This is a genomic window from Streptomyces sp. NPDC016677 (assembly GCF_055562815.1).
Genome location: NZ_JBVHEO010000013.1, coordinates 14,840 through 34,347 on the forward strand (window position 1 = coordinate 14,840; position 19,508 = coordinate 34,347).

At 68.8% G+C, this 19,508-nt stretch carries 14 protein-coding genes and 1 tRNA gene; 4 read left to right on the forward strand and 11 right to left on the reverse strand.

Annotated features, from left to right (window positions below):
• Window positions 1-5 precede the first annotated feature (5 nt).
• The 3 genes from ACZ3IG_RS27295 (at window position 6) to ACZ3IG_RS27305 (ending at window position 3,496) form a co-directional block, all read left to right on the forward strand.
• On the forward strand, window positions 6-1,205 hold the full coding sequence (locus tag ACZ3IG_RS27295; RefSeq protein WP_467435345.1) for a PE-PGRS family protein: 1,200 nt from the start codon (window positions 6-8) through the stop codon (window positions 1,203-1,205).
• Window positions 1,202-1,741, forward strand: a complete 540-nt coding sequence (locus tag ACZ3IG_RS27300; protein ID WP_467435347.1) for a Pycsar system effector family protein — start codon at window positions 1,202-1,204, stop codon at window positions 1,739-1,741. The genes ACZ3IG_RS27295 and ACZ3IG_RS27300 overlap by 4 nt, the downstream gene beginning before the upstream one ends.
• Window positions 1,742-2,410: 669 nt before the next feature.
• A complete protein-coding gene (locus tag ACZ3IG_RS27305; RefSeq protein WP_467435349.1) occupies window positions 2,411-3,496 on the forward strand; it encodes a M48 family metalloprotease in 1,086 nt (361 codons plus the stop codon).
• 68 nt (window positions 3,497-3,564) lie between these two features.
• Here the strand turns inward: ACZ3IG_RS27305 and ACZ3IG_RS27310 are convergent, their stop codons facing one another.
• From ACZ3IG_RS27310 to ACZ3IG_RS27360, 11 genes are all read right to left on the reverse strand, one after another.
• A complete protein-coding gene (locus tag ACZ3IG_RS27310) occupies window positions 3,565-7,461 on the reverse strand; it encodes a DNA-directed RNA polymerase subunit beta' (RefSeq protein ID WP_467435351.1) in 3,897 nt (1,298 codons plus the stop codon).
• A 93-nt stretch (window positions 7,462-7,554) separates the two neighbouring features.
• A complete protein-coding gene (rpoB, locus tag ACZ3IG_RS27315; protein WP_467435352.1) occupies window positions 7,555-11,040 on the reverse strand; it encodes a DNA-directed RNA polymerase subunit beta in 3,486 nt (1,161 codons plus the stop codon).
• 578 nt (window positions 11,041-11,618) lie between these two features.
• Window positions 11,619-12,008, reverse strand: coding sequence for a 50S ribosomal protein L7/L12 (rplL, locus tag ACZ3IG_RS27320; protein WP_467435546.1), 390 nt, complete (start codon window positions 12,006-12,008; stop codon window positions 11,619-11,621).
• 113 nt (window positions 12,009-12,121) lie between these two features.
• Entirely contained in the window at window positions 12,122-12,652 is a 531-nt protein-coding gene (rplJ, locus tag ACZ3IG_RS27325; RefSeq protein ID WP_215164921.1) for a 50S ribosomal protein L10, read from the reverse strand.
• A 345-nt stretch (window positions 12,653-12,997) separates the two neighbouring features.
• Window positions 12,998-14,005 (reverse strand): SCO4651 family lipoprotein, encoded by a 1,008-nt coding sequence (locus ACZ3IG_RS27330; protein ID WP_467435354.1) that lies wholly within the window; start codon window positions 14,003-14,005, stop codon window positions 12,998-13,000.
• A gap of 57 nt (window positions 14,006-14,062) precedes the next feature.
• Window positions 14,063-14,920 carry an SCO4651 family lipoprotein gene (locus tag ACZ3IG_RS27335; RefSeq protein ID WP_467435356.1) on the reverse strand — a complete coding sequence of 286 codons (858 nt, stop codon included), beginning with the start codon at window positions 14,918-14,920 and terminating at the stop codon, window positions 14,063-14,065.
• A 146-nt stretch (window positions 14,921-15,066) separates the two neighbouring features.
• Window positions 15,067-15,792: a 50S ribosomal protein L1 gene (gene rplA / locus ACZ3IG_RS27340; protein ID WP_403533429.1), complete on the reverse strand. Its 726-nt coding sequence runs from the start codon at window positions 15,790-15,792 to the stop codon at window positions 15,067-15,069.
• An 84-nt stretch (window positions 15,793-15,876) separates the two neighbouring features.
• On the reverse strand, window positions 15,877-16,311 hold the full coding sequence (gene rplK / locus ACZ3IG_RS27345; protein ID WP_004927359.1) for a 50S ribosomal protein L11: 435 nt from the start codon (window positions 16,309-16,311) through the stop codon (window positions 15,877-15,879).
• Between the two features lie 168 nt (window positions 16,312-16,479).
• A complete protein-coding gene (gene nusG / locus ACZ3IG_RS27350; RefSeq protein WP_467435357.1) occupies window positions 16,480-17,337 on the reverse strand; it encodes a transcription termination/antitermination protein NusG in 858 nt (285 codons plus the stop codon).
• Window positions 17,338-17,417: 80 nt separating this feature from the next.
• Window positions 17,418-17,705 carry a preprotein translocase subunit SecE gene (gene secE / locus ACZ3IG_RS27355; RefSeq protein WP_190206132.1) on the reverse strand — a complete coding sequence of 96 codons (288 nt, stop codon included), beginning with the start codon at window positions 17,703-17,705 and terminating at the stop codon, window positions 17,418-17,420.
• A gap of 108 nt (window positions 17,706-17,813) precedes the next feature.
• Window positions 17,814-17,886, reverse strand: a tRNA-Trp gene (locus ACZ3IG_RS27360).
• Between the two features lie 271 nt (window positions 17,887-18,157).
• Between ACZ3IG_RS27360 and ACZ3IG_RS27365 the strand changes: the two genes are divergently transcribed.
• A complete protein-coding gene (locus ACZ3IG_RS27365) occupies window positions 18,158-19,384 on the forward strand; it encodes a pyridoxal phosphate-dependent aminotransferase (RefSeq protein ID WP_467435359.1) in 1,227 nt (408 codons plus the stop codon).
• The last annotated feature ends 124 nt before the right edge of the window (window positions 19,385-19,508 follow it).

Below are 19,508 nucleotides of genomic sequence, written 5' to 3' on the forward strand. Positions count from 1 at the left end.
ACCCCATGGCGGACTTCTTCCGTCAGCCGGAGTGGCAGCAGGACGTCGACCGGCACAGCACGCTGAAGGACCCGGTCCTCACGGTCCGGCCGATCTCCCGGTTCGACTACACCGGCCGCCGCCCGGTCATGGCGATCGACCACGCGCTGGTCTTCGCCACCAAGGACGGCGCCTACGACCCGTACATCCCGCCGCACCGCCCGAGCCGCACGGACGCGGCCACCCGCCGTTACGTCTCGGTGTACGAGGTGGACATGGGCAGCCACCCAGTGGTGGCGGAGCTGGAACTGCCCAGCGACGACGACGCCTTCCCGTTCGCCGTCACCGCCGAGCTGACCTGGCGGGTCACCGATCCCGAGGCGTACGTGCGCAGCGGTGAGCGCGACGTGCCCGCGCGGCTGACGCGTGAACTGCAGCAGCTCGCCCGGCCGGTCAGCCGCCGGTTCTCCGTCGAGGACAGCGCCGCCGCCGAGGAGGCCGTCCAGAAGACGGCCGACAGCGACGGCTTCGCGGCGGGCACCGGGCTGGCGGTCGACTGCGTGGTGCGGCTGCGCCCGGACGAGGAGGCGCTGGAGCACCGGCGGCGGCAGCGCTCGCTGCGCTACGAGTCCGAGATGCTCGATCCCGAACACGAGCTACAGCTCCGCAGGGCGCGACAGCAGTACGAGCTGGAGGCCCTGCACCAGCAGCAGCAACAGCAACTGGTGGCCGAGAAGATCAACTTCTACCGCTACCACCTCCAGCACGGCGGCGTCGGCGCCTGGGCCCTCCACCTGGCCCAGCACCCCGGGGACACCCAGCTGGTCATCCACAGCATCCAGCAGGACCAGCTGGTCTTCATCCAGAACCAGTTGCAGCTCATCGGCGGTGACGAGCTGGAGGACTACCAGAAGGCCGAGGCGATCCGGCAGGTGCGCCACGCGGTCGACGACCTGGTCCGCCGCCGGAGCACGGGGTCCGACGGCCGGCAGGCGCTCCCGGCCGGGACGCTCCCGGCCCAGGGCGGGCACGACGGCCGTGCGGCACCGGGCCCGGACGAGCGGCAGACCCCGCGGGCACCCGGGCAGCACCAGCCGCCCGGCCCGGACACACCGCCGCCCGCGGACGCCCCCGCCCCCGCCACGCCCCCGCCGCCGTACGCCGTCGACGGCCCGGCGCCCGGCACGCCCAGCGTGCCCGGCATGCCTCCGGCCGAGCCCGCATGACGACTCCGGACGCGGCGCCCGGGTCTCCGGCCCGGGCCGTGCCGCCGCCCGGCGCGCAGACCGGCGAACGGCTGCTCACCGAGATGCGCGGCGAGATCGCGCGCGCCGACAGCAAGGCGGCCGTCCTCGTGGCGGCGCTCGGCATGACCGCCGGCGTGTTCAGCGGCCTCATGGCCGGCCGGGACTGGAGCCCCGGCTCCCTCTCGGCAGCGGGATCACTCCTGTGGTGGGCCGGAACACTGGCCCTCGGCCTCTCCCTCTTCGCGCTTCTGCTCGCCGTCCTGCCCCGCTTCGGCGGCGACCGCTGGGTGCCCGGCGAACCGCTGTGCTACTTCGACGACGTACGGCAGGCCGCGTACGACGGCACGCTGGCCGGCGCCCTCGCCGACACCGAACGTGACCCCGTGGCCGGGCTGACGGCCGCGCTCACCGACACCAGCCGCATAGCCGCCCGCAAGCACCAGTGGATCCGCGTCGGCCTGATCGCCTTCTGCGCGGGGACGGTCCTGCTGCCCGCCGCGCTCCTGGCCGGCTGACGTCCCCGTCCTGAAGGAACTCCCACCATGCCCCAGCACCCGGACCAGCCCCACCCGCACACCCCGCCGACACCTTCGAACCCGACGACCGCACCGACCTACCCGGAAACCCCGCCGGCCTACCCGGAAGCACCCCCCGCACATCCCCCGACCGCACCGGCGTACGAGGAAGCGCCGCCCCCGTATCCCACGACCGCACCCGCCTACCCGGGAATCCCGCCGGCCTACCCGGAAGCACCCACCGCGCACGCCCCGGCCGCACCGGCATACCCGGAAACGCCCCTCCCACGCCCCCACCACATCGCACCGACGTACCCGGCAGCCCCACCCCCGGACCCCACACCCGCACCCACGTACCCCGAGGCCCCGCCCCCGTACCCGTACACCCCGCCGGCCACCACCGGCTCACCCGCCCCGCGAGCCGACCACGCGGGCGCACCGCCGCAGTACCCGGAGGACACCCGCCCCCAGCACCCCGCCGACGCCCCACCCCGCTACCCCACCGACACGGCGCCCCCGTACCCCACCACCCCGGCACCACCTGCCTACCCGACCACCCCGGCACCACCTGCCTACCCGACCACCTCCGCACCACCTGCCTACCCCACCACCCCCGCACCCCGTACCCCGCACCCCAGCGACACGGCGCCCCCGGCCCACCCGGCCCCCGTGCCACCCCCGCATCCCGCCGGGGCATCCACCGCCCCGCCACCCGAAGCCGCAGCCCCAACCACTCCAGCCCCAGCCCCGGCCCCCGCCCCGGCCACCGCCGAGAAGCCCCCCGCCCCCGACGACCTCGACTACCGCCACGCGGGAGCCCGCGTCCACATCGCCGCCCAGCAACGCGGCGCGGACGCCACGGCCTGGGGGCGCCTGCTCGTGCACGTACCCGGCTTCGTGGCGAGCCTCGCCCTCGTCGCCTCGCTGGCCGTGGCCCTGGCCGGCCCCGTGGTGGGCTGGACGGTCGTGGCCGCCTGGCTGCTCTCCGGAGCCCTCGCCTTCCACCGCCCCACCGAGCGGCTCTTCGCCCGCCACATCATGAAGCTGCGCCCCCCGGAACCGGAGGAACAGGCCCGCCTTGAGGTCGTATGGCACGAGGTCACCGCCCGCGCGGGCATCGAGGCCCACACGTACGAGCTGATGGTGGAGAACCGCGACACCTTGAACGCGTCCGCCATCGCCTGCCACATCGTCGGCGTCACGACCTACGCGCTCGACAACGTCCCCAGCAGCCACCTCGCCGCCGTCCTCGCCCACGAGCTGGGCCACCACACCGGCGGCCACTCCTGGGCGGGCCTGCTCGGCTACTGGTACGCCCTGCCCGGCCGGATCGCCTGGAACGTGACGAGCGTCGCCGCGATCGCCGCGGTGTACATCGCCAGCCGCATCAGCCTGATCGTGGCCACGCTGCTCTGTGTCTGCCTGGCGTCCTGCGCGGTCGGGCTGGCGCTCGCCTACTGGCCGATCGTGCTCTCCCTGCTGCTCGCCCCGTACTTCCTCGCCTACACGGCCCGCAAGAGCGAACTCCGCGCCGACGAACAAGCCGCCGCACTCGGCTTCGCCCCGGAGATGACCGCGGTGCTGCGGCACCTGGAGGCCCAGGAGGCGGCGGAGCGCGCCCGCGCCGCCGAGGCCGAGCGCAAGACCGGGAAACGGCCGGACCAGCCCGGCGCGCTGACCCGTCTGCTGGCCGGCCACCCCGGTCACGAAGAGCGGCTGCACGCCCTGGAAGGGCACCCCTCCGTCGGCCGCTGAGCGGCCCCGCCCACGCCGAAGGGCGGCCACCCCGAAAAACCGGAGTGACCGCCCTTCAGAACCCGCTGCTACTGGTTGTACGGCCCGTAGTCGTAGTCCTCCAGCGGAACGGCCTGGCCGGAGCCCGTGCCGAACGGCGAGTAGTCGATGTCGTCGTAGCCGACGGCCGAGTACATCGCGGCCTTGGCCTCCTCGGTCGGCTCCACCCGGATGTTGCGGTAGCGGGACAGACCCGTACCGGCCGGGATGAGCTTACCGATGATGACGTTCTCCTTGAGGCCGATGAGGCTGTCGGACTTGGCGTTGATCGCCGCGTCCGTCAGGACTCGGGTCGTCTCCTGGAAGGAGGCGGCCGACAGCCAGGACTCCGTCGCCAGCGAGGCCTTGGTGATACCCATCAGCTGCGGACGACCGGAGGCCGGGTGACCGCCCTCCTGGACCACACGACGGTTCTCGGTCTCGAACTTGGAGCGCTCGACCAGCTCGCCGGGCAGCAGCTCGGCGTCGCCGGACTCGATGATCGTCACACGGCGCAGCATCTGCCGGATGATGATTTCGATGTGCTTGTCGTGGATCGACACACCCTGCGAGTTGTAGACCTTCTGCACCTCGCCGACCAGGTGGACCTGGACCGCGCGCTGGCCGAGGATGCGCAGCACGTCGTGCGGGTTGGTGGCACCCACGGTGAGCTTCTGGCCCACCTCGACGTGGTCGCCCTCGCCCACCAGCAGACGGGCACGCTTCGAGATCGGGTACGCCGTCTCGTCGCTGCCGTCGTCCGGGGTGACGACGATCTTCTTGGTCTTCTCGGTCTCCTCGATCCGCACGCGGCCGCTGGCCTCGGAGATCGGGGCGACACCCTTCGGGGTACGGGCCTCGAAGAGCTCGACGACACGCGGCAGACCCTGGGTGATGTCGTCACCGGCCACACCACCGGTGTGGAAGGTACGCATCGTCAGCTGGGTACCGGGCTCACCGATGGACTGAGCGGCGATGATGCCGACCGCCTCACCGATGTCGACCAGCTTGCCGGTGGCCAGCGAGCGGCCGTAGCACATCGCGCAGGTGCCGACGGCGGACTCGCAGGTCAGGACCGAGCGGGTCTTGACCTCCTCGACACCGTGCCTGACCAGCTCGTCGATGAGCACGTCGCCGAGGTCGGTACCGGCCGGGGCCAGCACCTTGCCGTCGACCACGATGTCCTCGGCGAGGCAGCGCGCGTACACGGACGTCTCGACGTCCTCCGCCTTGAGCAGCACGCCGTCCTGACGGTCGGCGATCTTCAGGCGCAGACCGCGGTCGGTGCCGCAGTCCTCCTCGCGGATGATGACGTCCTGGGAGACGTCGACCAGACGACGGGTGAGGTAACCCGAGTCGGCGGTACGCAGGGCGGTGTCCGCCAGACCCTTACGGGCACCGTGCGTGGAGATGAAGTACTCCAGCACGGACAGGCCCTCACGGAACGACGCCTTGATCGGACGCGGGATCGTCTCGTTCTTCGCGTTCGACACCAGACCACGCATACCGGCGATCTGACGCATCTGCATCATGTTGCCTCGTGCACCCGAGTTCACCATCATGAAGATCGGGTTGGTCTTCGGGAAGTTGTCGTTCATCGCCTCGGCGACCTCGTTGGTCGCCTTGGTCCAGATCGCGATGAGCTCCTGCGTGCGCTCGTCCTTGGTGATCAGACCGCGCTCGTACTGCTTCTGGACCTTCTCGTCCTGCGCCTCGTAACCCTTGACGATCTCCTTCTTCGCCTCGGGGACGACGACGTCGGAGATGGCCACGGTGACACCGGAACGGGTCGCCCAGAAGAAGCCGGACGCCTTCAGGTTGTCGAGCGTCGCCGCCACGATGACCTTCGGGTAGCGCTCGGCGAGGTCGTTGACGATCTCGGAGAGCTGCTTCTTGCCGACCTCGTAGTCGACGAACGGGTAGTCCTCGGGCAGCAGCTCGTTGAAGAGCGCCCGGCCCAGCGTGGTGCGCAGCGTGAAGGTGTCACCCTGCTGCCACTCGGGCTCGCCCTCCTCACGGGCCGGCGGGGTCCAGCCGCGCGGCGGGATGGTGCCCACCGGGAAGCGGATGTCGATCTTCGACTGGAGCGACAGCTCGCCCGCGTCGAAGGCCATGATCGCCTCGGCCGCCGAACCGAACGCGCGGCCCTCACCCTTGAGGTCCCGGCCCTCGCCGTCGGTGGTGAGGAAGAACAGACCGAGGACCATGTCCTGGGTCGGCATCGTCACCGGACGGCCGTCGGCGGGCTTCAGGATGTTGTTCGAGGACAGCATCAGGATGCGCGCCTCGGCCTGCGCCTCCGCGGAGAGCGGCAGGTGGACGGCCATCTGGTCACCGTCGAAGTCCGCGTTGAACGCGGTGCAGACGAGCGGGTGGATCTGGATGGCCTTGCCCTCGACCAGCTGCGGCTCGAAGGCCTGGATGCCGAGGCGGTGCAGCGTGGGCGCACGGTTCAGCAGAACCGGGTGCTCCGCGATGACCTCTTCCAGCACGTCGTACACGACCGTGCGGCCGCGCTCGACCATGCGCTTGGCGCTCTTGATGTTCTGCGCGTGGTTCAGGTCGACCAGGCGCTTCATCACGAACGGCTTGAACAGCTCCAGCGCCATCGCCTTCGGCAGACCGCACTGGTGCAGCTTGAGCTGCGGACCGACGACGATCACGGAACGCGCGGAGTAGTCCACACGCTTGCCGAGCAGGTTCTGACGGAAGCGGCCCTGCTTGCCCTTGAGCATGTCGGACAGCGACTTCAGCGGGCGGTTGCCGGGGCCCGTCACCGGGCGGCCGCGGCGGCCGTTGTCGAAGAGCGCGTCGACGGCCTCCTGGAGCATGCGCTTCTCGTTGTTCACGATGATCTCGGGCGCGCCGAGGTCGAGAAGCCGCTTCAGGCGGTTGTTGCGGTTGATGACACGGCGGTACAGGTCGTTCAGGTCGGAGGTCGCGAAGCGGCCACCGTCCAGCTGCACCATCGGACGCAGGTCCGGCGGGATGACCGGCACGCAGTCCAGCACCATGCCCTTGGGGCTGTTGCTGGTCTGCAGGAACGCGGAGACGACCTTGAGGCGCTTGAGCGCGCGGGTCTTCTTCTGGCCCTTGCCGGTGCGGATGATCTCGCGGAGCTTCTCGGCCTCCTCGTCGAGGTCGAAGGACTCCAGGCGCTTCTGCAGCGCGGCGGCGCCCATCGAGCCGTCGAAGTAGGTGCCGAAGCGGTCGCGCAGCTCGCGGTAGAGCAGCTCGTCGCCCTCCAGGTCCTGGACCTTGAGGTTCTTGAACCGGTTCCACACCTCGTCGAGGCGGTCGATCTCGCGCTGCGCGCGGTCGCGCAGCTGCTTCATCTCACGCTCGGCACCCTCGCGCACCTTGCGGCGCACGTCGGCCTTGGCGCCCTCGGCCTCCAGCTCGGCGAGGTCCGTCTCGAGCTTCTTGGCGCGGGCCTCCAGGTCGGCGTCGCGGCGCTGCTCGATCTGCTGGCGCTCGACGGAGACGTGCGCCTCCAGCGAGGGCAGGTCGCGCGTACGGCGCTCCTCGTCCACGTACGTGATCATGTACGCGGCGAAGTAGATGACCTTCTCCAGGTCCTTCGGGGCGAGGTCGAGCAGGTAGCCCAGCCGCGACGGAACACCCTTGAAGTACCAGATGTGCGTGACGGGAGCGGCCAGCTCGATGTGGCCCATCCGCTCACGGCGCACCTTCGCGCGCGTGACCTCGACGCCACAGCGCTCGCAGATGATGCCCTTGAAGCGGACGCGCTTGTACTTGCCGCAGTAGCACTCCCAGTCCCGGGTCGGACCGAAGATCTTCTCGCAGAAGAGCCCGTCCTTTTCCGGCTTGAGGGTGCGGTAGTTGATGGTCTCGGGCTTCTTGACCTCGCCGTGGCTCCACTGACGGATGTCGTCAGCGGTGGCCAGACCGATCCGGAGCTCATCGAAGAAGTTGACGTCGAGCACTATGCGTCAATCCCTCTCAGGGTTGTAAGTCATGGGGTCTGATACGGGGGTCCTGGGGCCGGCCGGGCTCAGTCGAGCCCGGCCGGACTCCCGTCAGACCTCTTCGACGCTGCTCGGCTCGCGCCGGGACAGGTCGATGCCAAGCTCCTCCGCCGCGCGGAAGACGTCCTCGTCGGTGTCGCGCATCTCGATGGACATGCCGTCCGAGGACAGCACCTCCACGTTGAGGCACAGGGACTGCATCTCCTTGATGAGCACCTTGAAGGACTCGGGGATGCCGGGCTCAGGGATGTTCTCGCCCTTGACAATGGCCTCGTAGACCTTCACGCGGCCGGTGACGTCGTCGGACTTGATGGTCAGCAGCTCCTGGAGGGCGTAAGCGGCGCCGTACGCCTCCAGCGCCCACACCTCCATCTCACCGAAGCGCTGGCCACCGAACTGGGCCTTACCACCCAGCGGCTGCTGGGTGATCATGCTGTACGGGCCGGTCGAGCGGGCGTGCAGCTTGTCGTCGACCAGGTGGTGCAGCTTGAGGATGTACATGTAGCCGACCGAGATCGGGTCCGGGAACGGCTCACCGCTGCGGCCGTCGAACAGCCGCGCCTTGCCGGACGGGAGCACCATGCGCTCGCCGTCGCGGTTGGGGATGGTGTGCTGGAGCAGACCCGCCAGCTCGTCCTCGCGCGCGCCGTCGAAGACCGGGGTCGCGACGTTGGTGCCGGGCTGGACGTTGTCGGCGCCGATCGCCTGGAGGCGCTGGGCCCACTCCTCCGCGAGGCCGGAGACGTCCCAGCCGCGGCTGGCGAGCCAGCCGAGGTGGATCTCCAGGACCTGTCCCGGGTTCATCCGGGACGGGACGCCCAGCGGGTTGAGGATGATGTCGACCGGCGTGCCGTCCTCCAGGAACGGCATGTCCTCGATCGGGTTGATCTTGGAGATGACGCCCTTGTTGCCGTGGCGGCCGGCGAGCTTGTCACCGTCGGTGATCTTGCGCTTCTGCGCGACGTAGACGCGCACCAGCTGGTTGACACCGGGGGGAAGCTCGTCGCCCTCCTCGCGGTCGAAGACGCGGACGCCGATGACCTTGCCGGTCTCGCCGTGCGGCACCTTCAGCGAGGTGTCACGGACCTCACGGGCCTTCTCACCGAAGATCGCGCGCAGCAGCCGCTCCTCGGGCGTCAGCTCGGTCTCGCCCTTGGGCGTGACCTTGCCGACCAGGATGTCGCCGGCGATGACCTCGGCGCCGATGCGGATGATGCCGCGCTCGTCGAGGTCGGCGAGGACCTCCTCGGAGACGTTCGGGATGTCCCGGGTGATCTCCTCGGGGCCGAGCTTGGTGTCACGGGCGTCGACCTCGTGCTCCTCGATGTGGATCGAGGAGAGGACGTCGTCCTGCACGAGGCGCTGCGACAGGATGATCGCGTCCTCGTAGTTGTGACCCTCCCACGGCATGAACGCGACCAGCAGGTTCTTGCCGAGCGCCATCTCGCCGTTCTCGGTGGCCGGACCGTCGGCCAGGACCTGGCCGGTGATGATCCGGTCGCCCTCGTCGACGATGACCTTCTGGTTGACCGAGGTGCCCTGGTTGGAGCGGGCGAACTTGGCCAGGCGGTACGTGATGTACGTGCCGTCGTCGTTGGCGGTGGTGATGTAGTCGGCGGAGACCTCCTGGACCACACCCGGCTTCTCGGCCTTGACCACGTCACCGGCGTCGACCGCGGAGCGGTACTCCATGCCGGTGCCGACCAGCGGCGACTCGCTCTTGATGAGCGGCACGGCCTGGCGCATCATGTTCGCGCCCATGAGGGCGCGGTTGGCGTCGTCGTGCTCCAGGAACGGGATCATGGCGGTCGCGACCGACACCATCTGGCGCGGCGAGACGTCCATGTAGTCGACGTCCTCGCCCGTGACGTAGTCGACCTCACCGCCGCGGCGGCGGACCAGGACGCGGGCCTCGGCGAACCGCATGTCGTCGGTGAGCGTGGCGTTGGCCTGCGCGATGACGAAGCGGTCCTCCTCGTCGGCGGTCAGGTAGTCGACCTCGTCGGTGACCTGGCCGTCGACGACCTTGCGGTACGGGGTCTCGACGAAACCGAACGCGTTGACCCGGCCGTAGGAGGCGAGCGAGCCGATCAGACCGATGTTCGGGCCTTCGGGCGTCTCGATCGGGCACATGCGGCCGTAGTGCGAGGGGTGCACGTCACGGACCTCGAAGCCGGCCCGCTCACGGGAGAGACCACCCGGGCCGAGCGCCGACAGACGGCGCTTGTGGGTGAGACCCGACAGCGGGTTGTTCTGGTCCATGAACTGCGACAGCTGGCTGGTGCCGAAGAACTCCTTGATGGAGGCGACGACCGGCCGGATGTTGATCAGCGTCTGCGGCGTGATCGCCTCGACGTCCTGGGTCGTCATGCGCTCCCGCACGACGCGCTCCATACGCGCCAGACCCGTACGGACCTGGTTCTGGATCAGCTCGCCGACGCTGCGCAGACGGCGGTTGCCGAAGTGGTCGATGTCGTCGGTCTCGACGACGACCGGCTGGCCGTTGTCGCCGACCGTCTCGGTCTCGCCGGCGTGCAGCTTGACCAGGTACTTGATCGTCGCGATGACGTCCTCGACGGTCAGGATGCCCGCGTCGAGGGGGGCGTCCGCGCCGAGCTTCTTGTTGACCTTGTAGCGGCCGACCTTGGCGAGGTCGTAGCGCTTCGGGTTGAAGTACAGGTTCTCCAGCAGCGTCTGCGCGGCCTCGCGGGTCGGGGGCTCGCCCGGACGCAGCTTGCGGTAGATGTCGAGCAGCGCGTCGTCCTGGCCCTGGGTGTGGTCCTTCTCCAGGGTGGCGCGCATGGACTCGTACTCGCCGAACTCCTCCAGGATCTGCTCGGTGGTCCAGCCGAGCGCCTTGAGGAGGACGGTCACGGACTGCTTGCGCTTGCGGTCGATGCGCACACCGACCATGTCGCGCTTGTCGATCTCCATCTCCAGCCAGGCACCCCGGGACGGGATGATCTTGGCGGAGAAGATGTCCTTGTCGGACGTCTTGTCGATGGAGGAGTCGAAGTAGACGCCCGGGGACCGGACGAGCTGCGACACCACGACACGCTCGGTGCCGTTGATGACGAAGGTGCCCTTGTTCGTCATGAGCGGGAAGTCGCCCATGAAGACGGTCTGGGACTTGATCTCGCCGGTCTCGTTGTTCGTGAACTCGGCGGTGACGAAGAGCGGGGCGGCGAACGTGAAGTCGCGCTCCTTGCACTCGTCGATGGAGTTCTTCGGCGGCTCGAAGCGGTGGTCGCGGAAGGTCAGCGACATCGACCCGGAGAAGTCCTCGATCGGGGAGATCTCCTCGAAGATCTCCTCCAGGCCGGACTTGGTGGGGACGTCGTGACCCGACTCGAGAGCCTCCTCGACGCGAGCCTTCCACGCGTCGTTGCCGAGCAGCCAGTCGAAGCTCTCGGTTTGCAGCGCGAGAAGGTTCGGAACCTCGAGGGGCTCCTTGATCTTTGCAAAGGAGATGCGCAGCGGGGCGGTGCTGGCAGCGTTGTTCGTATTCGCGGTCGAGGCATTGCGCGAGGCGGCCAAGAGGGGGTCCTTCCGAGGGCTCGGACTCACTACGCGCGTACCGGTCCCTCACCCCACACGGAGACAGGCTTCCCGTTGTGGCCGTTTGGCCAGGTCAGGGGTGGTCCGGTTTCCGTGCTCAAGCGAGGGCATGCCCCTGGTGACGGGCAGGGAGCAGCTAACAGGCAGCGCAAAGGGTCAGTGTAGCCACTTGGCACACTGATGTCCAGTCCCGCTCTACGGAGCGCCTCACTACCCTCATCTCAACGCCTACGGCAAGCCTGCCCTCAACGCACGGTGATACTTCCCTCCGCGCCGCCGATCCATGCCTCGGAACCCGGATCGTTGTGACGACGCGTCCTGAGAATTGCGCGCTGCGTGCGGTTCGTCAAGGCCCCCCTTGCCCGAACCGGGGCGCTCGAAGACACAACGAAGATCACCATACCTCGCACACACACCGTCGCAAGGCAACCACGGCGAGGGCCCGGGAACGACGAAGAGCGACCACCCGGATGGATGATCGCTCTTCGGTGCGTACGCGTTACAGCCCTGGCGGAATGTTTACCGCGCTACGGGCCGCCGACGCGGTCGCGAAGGTCTTACTTGACCTCGACGGAGGCGCCGGCGCCCTTGAGGGACTCGGCGGCCTTCTCGGCGGCGTCCTTGGCGACCTTTTCCAGGACGGGCTTCGGGGCGCCGTCCACCAGGTCCTTGGCCTCCTTCAGACCGAGGGAGGTCAGCTCGCGCACGACCTTGATGACCTGGATCTTCTTGTCGCCGGCACCGGTGAGGATGACGTCGAACTCGTCCTTCTCCTCGGCCTGCTCGGCGGCGGCGCCGCCGGCGGCACCACCCGCGACGACGACCGGCGCGGCAGCGGCGGCGGTGACGTCGAACTTCTCCTCGAACGCCTTCACGAACTCGGAGAGCTGGATCAGGGTCATGTTCTCGAACTCGGCAAGCAGTTCGTCCTGGGTGAGAGCCATGATGGCTTTCCTTCCACTCATTCGGCAGGTGCCGGGTGTACTGGGTGAGGCGGGCGTACGTCGGGCCCGCTGCGACCGTTGCCGCTCAGGCGGCGCGGGTCAGAAAGCGAGCCGAATTACTCGGCACCGCCCTGCTCGTCCTGCTTGGCACGGAGCGCGTCCACGGTGCGGACGAGCTTCGAGGGCAGCGCCTGGAAGACGGAGGCAGCCTGGGACTGCTTCGCCTTGAAGGCACCGGCCAGCTTGGAGAGCAGAACCTCGCGGGACTCGAGGTCCGCAAGCTTCTTGATCTCGTCGGCGGACAGCGCCTTGCCGTCAAGGACACCGCCCTTGATGACGAGATTCGGGTTGTCCTTGGCGAAGTCGCGCAGACCCTTCGCCGACTCCACCGGGTCACCGGTGATGAAGGCGACAGCCGTCGGACCACTGAAGTAGTCGTCCAGCGTCGTGATCCCGGCCTCGTTGGCCGCAATCTTGGTCAGCGTGTTCTTCACCACGGCGTACTGGGCGTTCTCACCGAGCGACCGGCGCAGCGTCTTGAGCTGCGCCACGGTGAGACCGCGGTACTCGGTCAGCACGGCGGCGTTCGAGTTGCGGAACTGGTCCGTCAGCTCGGCAACCGCGGCAGCCTTGTCGGGCCTCGCCATAGAGCCTCGGCCTCCTTCCGGGTGATTCGGACCGCGCGGACCCGAAGGAGGACTGGGGAAAACGAAACGCCCCGGCGCAGGCGCACGGGGCGTAGCTCAACCGGTTTTCTTCCGCACGCGCACGGTACGGATTCCGTCGGGAGCTTCTCCACTGACACCTGCGCGGGTCGTCCGCTGTTCAGCGGATCCTTCGGCCACCGCACCTTCTTGCGAACGTGCGGCAACGACCAGCGGTCTTTGGCTTCTCAAGGAGAGTACGCGACCGGATCGCCGGCAGGCAAATCCGGTCAGCGGACCGTCGTCATGACCTCGGTGGACCGTCGTCATGACCGGAACGGAAGCGGCTCAGACGCCGGAGGGGTCCAGCGCCTCCAGATCGGCCAGGTCCTTCTCGATGTCGTCGAGCTGCTTGTCGAGATCCTCGGTGGAGCCGGTGCCGGTGGAACCGGTCGCGTCGGAGAGGTCGCCGAGCGCGTCGCCCATGCTCTTGAGCATCTTGAACAGGTCGGTGGTCTCACTGGCCGGCGGCACCTCGACCTCGGCCTTGGCGCCGTAGTCCGAGAACTTCATGCTCGTGTCGATGTCACCCTGGGGGGACTCCATCGTCACGTCCATGCGGACCGGCAGGTCGTTCTCGTCGACCCACACCTCGGTGTCGTAGCCCTTGACACCGGACTTCTCGATGTTGTCCAGGAGCTGCTTGCGCTCCGCGGGCTCCAGCACGTCCAGGCTCTCGTTGCTCTCCATCATCTCCTTGACGGTGAGCGTGCCCTTGTAGTGGTCGGCCTCGACGCCGCCGATCTTCTCGGTGCCGACGTGCTTGAGGCTGGGCGACTCCAGCATCATGGCGAGCTGCTCGGCCGGGTTCTGGTTCACGTTCTCCAGGCTCGAGGTCATCTGCTTGGCCAGCGCCTCGTCGCCGGACGCCTCCGCCACGGCGGCCAGGTCGAACTTCATCCAGCGCTTGCCGCCCATGTCCTTGGCGGCCTTGGCCCCCATGTCCATGTACATGACGTTGTCCTGCCAGATCATGCGCATCTGGTCGGGAGCGTTCGCCCCGGCGGCCGCGAACGCGGAGCCCTTCATCGTCATATCCATGACGGTCGGGTCCCAGCCCATCACGCCGCTCATGGTCATGTCGCCGCCCGCCGCGGTCGGCATCGACATGGTCATCTCGATCTTGGCCGACTTGGCCTCGGCGGTCTTCTCGTACGCCGCCGTGATCACCTGGTGCACCGTCCGCTCGGCGGCCCCGTCCTTCTCCGCGCCACAGCCGACGGCACCGCCGGCCAGCACCAGCGCCGCGATTCCGGCGAGGGTGGCCCCGCCCCGCTTACCTATACCGAGCTCCATGATTCCCCCCAAGGAAACAAAAGGAACAGTTTGCTGATCTTTGAAAACTCTGTGAGCTTATCCCAGCGGATCTCCGGCCTCCCCCTCCTCGCCGCCCGCTCCGCTCAACAGTTCGGTCACGTCCCGGGTGTCGTCGGCCGGGGGCTTCTCGGCGCTGACCCGTACGCCGTAGTCGTGGTAGTGGGCGGTCTGGGTCAGCTCGCCGTCCGCCGTGGCCGCCCGCTCCACCTTCTTGACCAGCAGATGCCGGTCGTCTATCCAGACCTCGACGGTCTGGCCGGTGACACCGGCGTCCAGGTCCCGGACCGTGCCCGAGTAGTGCGTGGTACGCCGGCCGCGCACCCGCTCCGCGCCGATCTCCCGCACGTCGTCGGAGGCCAGCAGCAGGTCCAGGGACCGGTCGGGGGTCGCGGCCCGTATCCGCTCCCCCAGTTCCGCTCCGGCGCCGCCCGCCAGGGCGTCCAGGTCGTCGTACGCGTATCTGACCCAGTGCCGGCCGCCCGCCCGCGCGGCGAAGGCGTCGCCCATGCGCGCGTAGTACGCGTCGGGCAGATAGCGGGCCTCCATCGACGCGCTGCCCAGCTGCCGCATGCTGTCGGCCAGGGTGCCGCCGGTGTAGGTCAGGGTGAGGGTGCCGGTGACCCCCTCGGTCCAGCCGAGGACACCGTCCGCGGTCAGGGAGATCGTGGAGCCGATCCGCGTCGTGGACGTCACCCGGGCGGACCGGGCCGCCTCCGTGGCTCGCTCGGCCGCACGCAGCCCGGCGGTCACGGCGGCCGGCACGGAGGCGGCCGGCCGGTCGTCGTCGGCGTCCGACGGGCCGCAGGCCGTCACGCCCGCCACCAGCACCGCGATCACCGCGGCCACCGTGAGCGCGGCCCGCCCCGTCGGCCACCGCACGCCCGTCCCCGCCATCGCCGTCACCCGCCCCCAGCCGTCGCCCCACCCGTCCCGTGTCAGAAAGCTAACGCAGAGCACTGACAACCGGGCCGGAAACAGGGACGGGCCCCGCACCCTGGAAGGGGTGCGGGGCCCGTGAACCGGTGGGGCGAGCCGTCGGCTCAGACCGCGGCCGGGTCCTCCTCGACGAGGAGGTTGCGGGTGCGGTTGGAGTCGACCGGAATGCCGGGGCCCATCGTGGTGCTGATGGCGGCCTTCTTGATGTAGCGGCCCTTGGCGGCGGACGGCTTCAGACGGAGGATCTCCTCCAGGGCCGCGCCGTAGTTCTCCACCAGCTTGGTGTCGTCGAACGACGTCTTGCCGATGATGAAGTGCAGGTTCGCGTGCTTGTCGACACGGAACTCGATCTTGCCGCCCTTGATCTCGGTCACGGCCTTGGCCACGTCCGGGGTCACGGTGCCCGTCTTCGGGTTCGGCATCAGACCACGCGGGCCGAGGACACGGCCGAGGCGGCCGACCTTGCCCATGAGGTCCGGGGTGGCGACGACGGCGTCGAAGTCCAGACGGCCCTTCGCCACCTCGTCGATCAGTTCGTCGGAGCCGACGATGTCGGCGCCCGCGGCGGTCGCGGCCTCGGCACGGTCACCGGTCGCGAAGACCAGGACCCGGGCGGTCTTACCGGTGCCGTGCGGGAGGTTCACGGTGCCACGGACCATCTGGTCGGCCTTGCGCGGGTCGACACCCAGGCGGAAGGCGACCTCGACGGTGCCGTCGAACTTGGTCGTGGAGGTCTCCTTGGCGAGACGGACGGCCTCGAGCGGGGCGTACAGCTTCTCCCGGTCGATCTTGGCGTCCGCAGCGCGGAGAGACTTGCTGCGCTTGCTCACTGTTGCTCCTGTTGGCTCTTGAGGAGTCGTGGTCCGGGCCGAGCAGGCCCTTCCACTACTACTGCTGGGTTACGGGGGTGGAGGTCAGCCCTCGACCGTGACGCCCATGGAACGGGCGGTGCCGGCGATGATCTTCTCGGCGGCGTCCAGGTCGTTGGCGTTGAGGTCGGGCATCTTGGTGGTGGCGATCTCACGGACCTGGTCACGCGTGATCTTCGCGACCTTGGTCTTGTGCGGCTCGCCGGAGCCCTTCTCCACGCCCGCGGCCTTCAGGATCATCTTCGCGGCCGGCGGGGTCTTGGTGACGAAGGTGAAGGAGCGGTCCTCGTAGACCGTGATCTCCACCGGGATGACCCAGCCACGCTGCGACTCGGTCGCGGCGTTGTAGGCCTTGCAGAACTCCATGATGTTCACGCCGTGCTGACCCAGCGCGGGGCCGACCGGCGGAGCCGGGTTCGCGGCACCGGCCTGGATCTGGAGCTTGATGAGCCCCGTGACCTTCTTCTTCTTGGGAGGCATGGCTCTCCGGGTCCTTTCGATTCGGGTCCTGCCCGCGGCCGGGCGACAACTCGGACGCAGGCATACCGCACAACGATAACGGGTATAGATGCGCGGCTGAAAACCGAGCAGGTCAGACGCTCGCCGGAGCGACCGTCTGACCTGCTCGGACGTAGCTGAGCCAGAAGGTCAGTTCTTCTGGATCTGGTCGAAGGAGAGCTCGACCGGCGTCTCACGGCCGAAGATCTCGACGAGGCCCTTGACCTTCTTCGAGTCGGCGTTGATCTCGTTGATCGTGGCCTGCAGCGTGGCGAACGGACCGTCGGTGACGGTGACCGAGTCGCCGACCTCGAAGTCCAGCACCTGGACCTCGACCTTGCGCTGCGGCGCCGGCTTGCCCTCGGCCTCGGCGGCCTCGCGGGCGGCCTTCTCCTCGGCCTCCGGGGCGAGCATCTTGACGATCTCGTCCAGGGTCAGCGGGTACGGGTCGTAGGCGTTGCCGACGAAGCCGGTGACGCCGGGGGTGTTGCGGACGACGCCCCAGGACTCGTTGGTCAGGTCCATGCGGACCAGGACGTAACCCGGCAGCTTGTTCTGGCGGATCGTCTTGCGGTCGCCGTTCTTGATCTGGACGACCTCTTCCTGCGGCACCTCGGCCTGGAAGATGTAGTCCTCGACGTTGAGCGAGACGGCACGCTGCTCCAAGTTGGTCTTCACGCGGTTCTCGTAGCCGGCGTAGGTGTGGATGACGTACCACTCGCCGGGCAGGACGCGCAGTTCCTGGCGGAGCTTCTCGACCGGGTCGATGTCGGGCTCGTCCTCGGCCTCGGCCTCGTCGGCGGCGTCCTCGTCGGAGTCAGCGTCCTGCGCGTCCTCGTCGGACTCGGGGGCCTCGATCTCGTCGGCGGTCTCGTCCGCGGCGGCATCGGCAGCCTGGGCCTCCGGGGAGGCCGCGGTGTCCTCGTTGTCCGCGCCCTCGACGGCGTCGAGCTCGTCCTCGACGGACTCGACCGGCTCGAGGGCGTCGTTCACGTTCGGGTCAGACACGGTGGCTGCTTCTTCCTGGATACATAGGGGTGGAACACGCGAAAGGAGCGCCGGGTACCTCGGCGCTCTTCGCTCGCGGGTCAGCCGAAGACGTACTTGGCGGCGTGGCTGAGCCCATAGTCAATCACGGTGACCAGGCCGATCATGATGACGACGAAGATGATCACCACAGTGGTGTACGTCGTCAGCTGATTGCGACTCGGCCAGACCACCTTGCGGAGTTCCGCGATGATCTGGCGGTAGAAGAGCGCGAGACGCTTCAGGGGGCCTTTCTTGGCACGCTTGCCGCCCTTGCGCTGCTTCTTCTTGGAGTCCGGCGCCTCGTCCTGGGCATCAGGCATGTCGATGGAGCCCACGGCGTCCGTCACTCGTCCTCACCTGATTCCGGGTCGTGGCCGTGCCGCGCCCGGTCTGAGCCGCACGGCGGTGCATTGCTGTACGTACATGCGCACACATCCTGGCGAAGGTGTGTGTAGCAGGGCCGGAGGGACTTGAACCCCCAACCGCTGGTTTTGGAGACCAGTGCTCTACCAATTGAGCTACGACCCTTTGCGTGTCCCCCAACGTACCGCATCCACTCGGATGCTTGGTGTGCACCGGGTGAGCGCGGGCTGCTGGAGGCCGACGAGGTGTGAGTGTACGTGGTTCGGCGCCGGGCGTCGAACAGAAAGCACCAGCAGGGGCCGGATACGGCCCGGGTGACCGAAGATCGCCCTGGCCCGGGGGCGGTTCCGGACTGTTGTTCACAGCTGTGTCCGGACCTGTTCAGTCCGTGAAACCCGCGTGCCGGGCAGGTTTCCGGTCTGGAACGATGGGGCGCATGAGCGCTGCAACCCCTCCCACCGAGCGCCGGGTCTCCGCCCGAGTCGGCGCGATCTCCGAGTCCGCCACCCTCGCCGTCGACGCCAAGGCGAAGGCCCTCAAGGCCGCGGGGCGGCCGGTGATCGGCTTCGGCGCCGGTGAGCCGGACTTCCCGACGCCCGACTACATCGTCGAGGCCGCGGTCGAGGCCTGCAAGAACCCGAAGTACCACCGCTACACCCCGGCCGGCGGACTGCCCGAGCTGAAGGCCGCGATCGCCGCGAAGACCCTGCGCGACTCCGGCTACGAGGTCGACGCCTCCCAGATCCTCGTCACCAACGGCGGCAAGCAGGCCATCTACGAGGCGTTCGCCGCCATCCTCGACCCGGGCGACGAGGTCATCGTCCCGGCGCCGTACTGGACGACGTACCCGGAGTCGATCCGGCTGGCCGGCGGTGTCCCGGTCGAGGTCGTCGCGGACGAGACGACCGGCTACCGGGTCAGCGTCGAGCAGCTGGAGGCGGCCCGCACGGAGAAGACCAAGGTCGTCCTCTTCGTCTCCCCGTCCAACCCGACCGGCGCGGTCTACTCCGAGGCCGAGACCGAGGCCATCGGCCACTGGGCCGTCGAGCACGGCCTGTGGGTGCTGACCGACGAGATCTACGAGCACCTGGTCTACGGCGGCGCCACCGCCGTGTCGCTGCCGGCGGTCGTGCCCGAGCTGCGCGACAAGTGCATCGTGGTCAACGGGGTCGCCAAGACGTACGCGATGACCGGCTGGCGGGTCGGCTGGGTCATCGGCCCCAAGGACGTGGTGAAGGCCGCCGCCAACCTCCAGTCGCACGCCACCTCCAACGTCGCCAACGTCTCGCAGGCCGCCGCGCTGGCCGCCGTCTCCGGCAGCCTGGACGCCGTCGCGACGATGCGCGAGGCGTTCGACCGCCGCCGCAGGACGATCGTGCGGATGCTCAACGAGATCGACGGCGTGCTCTGCCCCGAACCCGAGGGCGCGTTCTACGCCTACCCGTCGGTCAAGGCGCTGATCGGCAAGGAGATCCGCGGCCGCCGCCCGAAGGACACGGTCGAGCTGGCCGCGCTCATCCTGGAGGAGGCCGAGGTCGCGGTGGTGCCCGGCGAGGCCTTCGGCACGCCCGGCTACCTGCGGCTGTCCTACGCGCTGGGCGACGAGGACCTCGTCGAGGGCGTCAGCCGCGTCCAGAAGCTGCTGGCGGAGGCCAGGGACTGACCGCTCCCGCCGCATCGGGGACCACCTGGGAACGTTACGGGGTGGTCCCCGTTCCTTTGTGCGAGCAAGGCCACGTACGGGCAATCGGCTACCGGGACCCGCGCGTCGTACGGCAAGATCCTTG